At 36.8% G+C, this 6,312-nt stretch carries 5 protein-coding genes; 1 reads left to right on the top strand and 4 read right to left on the bottom strand.

What is annotated here, in order from left to right; genetic code table 11:
• Positions 1-525 precede the first annotated feature (525 nt).
• A complete protein-coding gene (locus tag I6E11_RS11210) occupies positions 526-939 on the top strand; it encodes a hypothetical protein (protein WP_022233247.1) in 414 nt (137 codons plus the stop codon).
• A gap of 3 nt (positions 940-942) precedes the next feature.
• Here I6E11_RS11210 and I6E11_RS11205 read toward each other — a convergent pair whose 3' ends face one another.
• The 4 genes from I6E11_RS11205 to I6E11_RS11195 form a co-directional block, all read right to left on the bottom strand.
• Positions 943-2,226 (bottom strand): sigma-54-dependent transcriptional regulator, encoded by a 1,284-nt coding sequence (locus tag I6E11_RS11205; RefSeq protein ID WP_204482769.1) that lies wholly within the window; start codon positions 2,224-2,226, stop codon positions 943-945.
• On the bottom strand, positions 2,207-4,525 hold the full coding sequence (locus I6E11_RS11200; RefSeq protein ID WP_022233249.1) for a hybrid sensor histidine kinase/response regulator: 2,319 nt from the start codon (positions 4,523-4,525) through the stop codon (positions 2,207-2,209). The genes I6E11_RS11205 and I6E11_RS11200 overlap by 20 nt, the downstream gene beginning before the upstream one ends.
• Positions 4,526-4,546: 21 nt before the next feature.
• Positions 4,547-4,771 (bottom strand): twin-arginine translocase subunit TatC, encoded by a 225-nt coding sequence (locus tag I6E11_RS15345; protein ID WP_394800130.1) that lies wholly within the window; start codon positions 4,769-4,771, stop codon positions 4,547-4,549.
• A 435-nt stretch (positions 4,772-5,206) separates the two neighbouring features.
• Positions 5,207-6,103 carry a helix-turn-helix domain-containing protein gene (locus I6E11_RS11195; RefSeq protein WP_022233250.1) on the bottom strand — a complete coding sequence of 299 codons (897 nt, stop codon included), beginning with the start codon at positions 6,101-6,103 and terminating at the stop codon, positions 5,207-5,209.
• Between the last annotated feature and the right edge of the window lie 209 nt (positions 6,104-6,312).

Raw genomic sequence — 6,312 nt, 5'->3', positions numbered from 1 at the left:
CATATTGTTTATTTAATGATTAGAATTCCAAATTAAATAAAATCCAAACAATATATGGAGAAAGACATTGGATATAAGTTTCTTAAATCAATCAATTTGTGTTTTATCTATATTCAGTTTTTCCATTAAATCCGAATATTCGGATTTGATTGAACGTATCAAGAACGACCCGGAACTATGTGAACGGCTGGGAATAGAAATTGCAGAAGAGGAGAATAGAAAAGCTGAATAGATACAGAATGACAAATAAATCCTGAATCAATTTGATTTTCAGAGAACATTCCTTATCTTTGAACTTGAAATAGAACATAACGGCGGATTACGGGATGTTTTCCGTCGATTATATACATAAGTCGCAAGATGCCCAAAGCTGGAATCTGGTAAATTTCAAAAATTGTAAAGGCTATTGCGTGAGGCTTATGCTATACCTTATAGCGTGAGCCCATGCGTATCTTTACAATGGGTTTACCAGACCCTCAGCTTTGGATTCTGCATGGGTTTCATGCTTTTTTAATAAGCTGAGGTATGGCAAAAGTACAGATTATTATGCCCGTGACATTGGACGGATTTCTGCCGGATAAAAATGAGAAACTGATGGATTGGCTCAGAACAGACCGGAACGGCTTCCCTTATTGGGAAGAGCGGGCTACATTCAACATGTATCCGCATTACGGTATGCTTGACTTGATGGATGCAAAAGAGAGACGAGACAATAACTGTACCTTTTTTATGAAAGTACAAGACGAAAAAAGTGCCGAATATGCTGGTGGAGTATTTCTCTTCCGACTCGCAGATGAACTGGTCATTTACCTGCTTCCAATATCATACAAAAATGGGAAAAACATAACTGGAAAGATTCAATTCGGACAATGGACTTTGCGTGAGTCCAAAACATTCCGAAACAATATATGCAGACTGGTATACCGCCTTAAAGAATAAAGATTACTTCAGATCAAGTTTCTTCATTTTCTTGTACAGGGCTGTACGACTGCAACCGAGTTCCGCTGCTGTCTTGCTGACATTACCATGATTTTTATCAAGCAGATTTCGTATCCTTTCCTTTTCCTGAATGATACGAATATCCGGATTGTCATTACAATCTACTTTTTCCAATCCCAAATCACAGACATCCAATAATGCATTATCTGCAACAATTACTGCACGTTTGATTTTTGCGTTCAATTCCCGTACATTACCCGGCCAGTCATACCCCAACATACATGATTTCGCTTCTTCGGTAAATCCCTCATTCTTGACACGTATTCTACCGGAATGTTCTTTCCTGAAAAATTCAGCAAGCGGAAGAATATCGTCTTTGCAATCTTTTAATGGCGGTTGAACAATTTCGAGTTCTGCAAGGCGATAATACAAATCCTCACGAAAGCGACCTTCCTCCACCGCTTTTTTCATATCCTCATTGGTAGCAGAAATAATACGTACATCCGTATGTTTCACTTTATCACTTCCTACCGGATTAAACTCCTTTTCCTGAAGGACACGCAGAAGAAGAATCTGCATGGAATACGGCATATTACCGACTTCATCCAGGAATAAGGTTCCTCCATTGGCCGTCTCAAAATGTCCTTTCCTATCAGCAACAGCTCCTGTAAAAGCTCCTTTGACTGCACCGAAAAATTCAGAAGCCTGCAAATCGTTAGGTATGCTTCCACAATTGACGGCAACAAAAGGCTTCTCACGTCTGTCACTATAACGGTGTATCATCTGGGCTATCACTTCCTTACCGCTTCCGCTCGGACCGAGTATCAGGACTGAAAGTTCCGAAGGTGCCACACGACGAGCCAGTGAAGCGGCTTTTCTGGCAGCTTCACTGGTACGTTCAACAAAAGAACGTTCTTTACGTACAATAACAGGCTGCTTAAGCATACTATGTACTAATTCTATCAGTTGCTCTTGATGAACAGGCTTTTGCAAATAATCCTTAGCACCGAGTTTGATAGCACGGACTGCATCCGTGATACAGGCATAATCTGTCATGACAATAAATGGAACTTCCATCTTAGAACGCATCATCCATTCCAGAAGGCTGATACCGTCACCTTCCGGCAGGCGTACGTCTCCCAATACAAGATTGATTTCGTTTTTCTTCAGAATATTACGTGCACCGGGTTCATCTATAGCTGTCAATACTTCGTAACCGGCCTTCTGCAGCCATTTTTCAATCATTCCACAAAGTATCATATTGTCTTCAACTATCAGAATTTTCATATTTTTTCAGTTCATTTTTTGTTTCTTCTATTAATTTTTTAAGCCACTCTATAGTCTGTATTGCATGTTCATGAACAGTTTCATTTTGAATATCACTATCATGCAGTATCCTTTGAAAATCACGTAAGATATTGTCTTTCCCGAGCATTTCCCATACTGGCATCATCCGATGTATTATTTTCCTCATGTTCTCACGGTCGGTTATCCTGTCAGCTGATTCCATCTCCTTCAATTCTTTTTCAGATTCCATAACGACTAGAGAAAGCATGTGACAATAATCATCCGTATTCTCCAATAAACTGGAAAAATCGAAATATCCGGAAACTGAAACTTGTGTACGAGATACAATGGTGGATAAAAAAGCAAGCAGTCCGTGGATATTGAACGGCTTATGAATACAGCCTGCAAATCCTTCTTTTTCATAAATTCCGGAATTTCCATCACCACGGGCAGTCATGACTGCTACTGGAACAGTTCTAGAATTGCCGATGTCCGAATTGCGAAGCAATCTTAACAAACCGAATCCGTCAGTATCAGGCATTTGTACATCTGTCAAGACCAAATCATATTCAGAATTTTCAAGAGCGGCCACTACTTCACGTGCATTCTTACAGGTTTTACAGGATATACCTTTGCGCCCGAGCATATCTTCCGCTATTTTCAGTTGTATAGGATCATCGTCCACTACAAGAACATTCTTAGGCAATATAGTTATTGTATTATGGTCCGATTTGTCTTCCTCAACTAACTCATCCGTTTCAGGCAAAGGAAGTTCCAGCCTGAATACGCTTCCTTTACCGAGTGCACTTTCCACATCCATTTTCCCTTCCAAAACCTTTATCAATCCTTTAGTTAGGAAAAGCCCCAAACCAAAACCTTCAGAATTGACATTTTGTGCGGCACGCTCAAATGGAGCAAATATTCTTTTCAGTGTTTCCTCGTCCATCCCTATACCGGTATCCCTGATTTCAATCCGAAGTTTCCCATCTGAATATTCTGAATGGAAATTGATGTTTCCTCTGGAGGTAAACTTGATTGCATTTGTAAGCAGATTCGCCAGTACCTGTTCGAGTTTGTCTGCATCACCCTTTACAGTTACATTTGATCCATTATGTTCAGAATATAAAATCAGACCTTTAGACGTTGCTTTACGAGAAAACTCATCTGAAATTCTTTTTAAAAAACGGTTGAGATAAAAAGGTGTATCATTATGTAAATCTCCGGCTTCATTGATACGGTAAGCATCCATCAGATTGTTAACCAAATGCAGAACGTGCTGGCAAGAATGACGGATGTCATTTAAATAGATTTCACGCTTTTTCTTTTCTCGCGTTTCTGATAATAAATCGGCACAGTTATGGATATTACCAAGTGGACCTCGAATGTCATGCGATACGGTTAGAATTATTTTTTTACGCATATCAAGCAAATCTTCGTTTTCTTGAATAGCTTGCTGCAATTGAAATTTTATTTTTTCTTCCTTTCGCAAATCAAATCGTATAATGAAAAATGAAATTAATATTATAAAAAAAGCAATACCCACAATTAGGACAAATAATTGGAAGGATTCTTGTCTAGCTTCAGTTACCTTCAGGTTTCGTTCTGTAAATGACTGCTGTATCTGATTATCTAGAAAAGATACAAAATCATATAATTTTTGATTTAGCAGCTTGTTCTGTAAACGCAGGCTGTCCACATAAGTTTCCATCTGATTGTTTCTCCAATCTCTGGCTGAAATCAATCTTTTATTAAAATCCTGTATTTCATTAGTGATATATGGGACTTGTACCGTCTCTTTCTTTCCAAATAACCCAGCAAGTCCTTTTTTTTTCTGTGTTATTGTCTTCATCCTGATTGATTGCATAGCTATTATAGGTAATTCATTAGCAAGAATACTGTCAGAACTCTCCCTGGATTGGATTGCTTTCATTATTCGGAACAGATGTATCTCTTTCGTTTCAAGCAGTACTCGTAAAGAATCAATTTGTTCCGGATGTAAAAAATTACAACATCCGAGTTTTATCTCAAGCAGAATACTGTCTGTTTTAAGACGCTGATAATGGTATCTGTTATAATCTGATTCATCCCATGCAATAACTGATTCGCCTAAGGTTGCTAACTTAGTAATATACCAATGAGCCTTATGGATATTTTCACGAGCATAATTCGTTTCATTTATGACGCCCTCAAACCTTCGAAAGCAGAAATGCTCCTTGACCATAATAACTGTCAGAAACAGAACTATAACTGTTATGATAATATAGCCTAGAAAAATCTTTTTACTTAACAATGTACTCATTCTAATGATATGATTTATCCTTTACAACAAAATACTTATTTCATACAACAACCAAATTGGCAATGCAACCAACATAAGTGTGAATATATACGATGAAGGCATTATGAGAACGGCAATTATAAAAACAGCCACAATTGTATGCTTTATGTTACAACGTATAAATATAAAATCCAATAATTCAAAGAATCTCAAGAACCAATATAATACCAGTAATTCAAATGATATTATTTTCAGGTAATTCACCATCATGATAAGTCACAATATATGATTGTATATAAAAAATCTTCTACATCATACAGGATTGATCAATTCAAAAGAGTGATCTCTCCAATAGAAAATATTGGAAAATTATAATTCACACAACATATAATCTTTAACATTGTATTTTATTAGATAATTAAAAGCTATACATTTTTATCATACATCCTACAAACAAGATAGTCACATAAAACCATATATTTGTATTACACTTTGAATAAATAAACTATTTATCTAAAAGATGTAGTATAAGCATAATATTATAATCCTCCTATTGAGATGAACTTAATTCAAACGAACAGAATACATCTTTAAAACCTTGAAATATTAATAAAAAGTATTCAATGATAGATAAAATAGAAAAAGACAAAAATATTATAGATATAATGATTCTTAATTGAGCCATTAATAATAACCTCTGCCTCACATTGCATTTCTAAACTCATTCGGTGTACATCCCACTACCTTTTTGAACACTCGGCTTAAATGATGAGGATATTGAAATCCTACTTCGTAAGCAATCTCACTAACCGTTTTGCTTGTACTCGCCAACAATTCCTTTACACGATTAATAACGGCGAGATGGATGTATTCGATGGCTGACTTTCCTGTCTCTTTCTTGATAAGGTCGCCGAAATAGTTGGCTGAGAAATGAAGTTGGTCGGCACACCATGCAACTGTGGGCAAACCATTTTGTTCCGGCTTGTCTGAATTAAAGTAATCAAGCATCAATGCCTCAAAACGTGTAAGTACATCGCGGTTGATAACCTCACGTGTGGCAAACTGACGGTCATAAAAACGAAGACAATGATTGAGCAGGACTTCAATATTGGAAGTGATAATGCCGCGACTATGCTTGTCAATAATGTGATGCAATTCTTCTTGTATTTCAGCAAAGCAGTTGAAAATAGTCTGTCGTTCACGCTCGGACATATGCAAAGCTTCATTTACTTCGTAAGAAAAAAAAGTATATTCCTTCATCTTACGGGCCAGGCTTGTGCCACGCAACAAATCAGGATGGAATAATAGAGCGTAACCTTCCGGATTGACAGTTTCACCGCCATCATCAATACCTGCTACTTGCCCTGGAGCCACAAAAACCAACGTACCTTCCTGATAGTCATACTGGCTACGACCGTATGTCAGTTTACCATGTATCTTTTCTTTCAAATAAATGCCATAGAAGCCGTAATACTTACGTTTATGTTTTAGTACCTTAACTTCCCGAAAATCGATAAACGTGACCAAAGGGTTGAGTGTTTCAATCCCCAAAAACTCATTGTAATCATGAATGTTACTGATATTTATTATGTCTCCCATATTTCCCTCAATTATTTTAGTTAATGTTACAAAAATACTTTTTTTTATGGTCTTTTTATCGTACTGAAAGTCAAATCTGTAAAATCGGTGCAAGATTCAGTGATATGTGTTATTCGATAGTCTGGATCACTACTGTCCCGTAAAAGTGGATAAATAGTTCTTTGAAATTATTGAAATATAGTCAATTACACGGTCTTTTGAAATGAAAC

The sequence above is a fragment of the Bacteroides caecigallinarum genome, assembly GCF_021531075.1.
Classification (GTDB): Bacteria; Bacteroidota; Bacteroidia; order Bacteroidales; family Bacteroidaceae; genus Phocaeicola; species Phocaeicola caecigallinarum_B.
The sequence above is the reverse complement of the archived record's forward strand: the minus strand, read 5'-3'. Positions and strand labels throughout refer to the sequence as shown.

Coding starts and splice junctions, on each gene's coding strand:
- I6E11_RS11210 (WP_022233247.1), top strand. CDS start 526: ATGGCAAAAGTACAGATTATTATGCCCGTGACATTGGACGGATTTCTG.
- I6E11_RS11205 (WP_204482769.1), bottom strand. CDS start 2,226: ATGAAAATTCTGATAGTTGAAGACAATATGATACTTTGTGGAATGATT.
- I6E11_RS11200 (WP_022233249.1), bottom strand. CDS start 4,525: ATGAGTACATTGTTAAGTAAAAAGATTTTTCTAGGCTATATTATCATA.
- I6E11_RS15345 (WP_394800130.1), bottom strand. CDS start 4,771: ATGGTGAATTACCTGAAAATAATATCATTTGAATTACTGGTATTATAT.
- I6E11_RS11195 (WP_022233250.1), bottom strand. CDS start 6,103: ATGGGAGACATAATAAATATCAGTAACATTCATGATTACAATGAGTTT.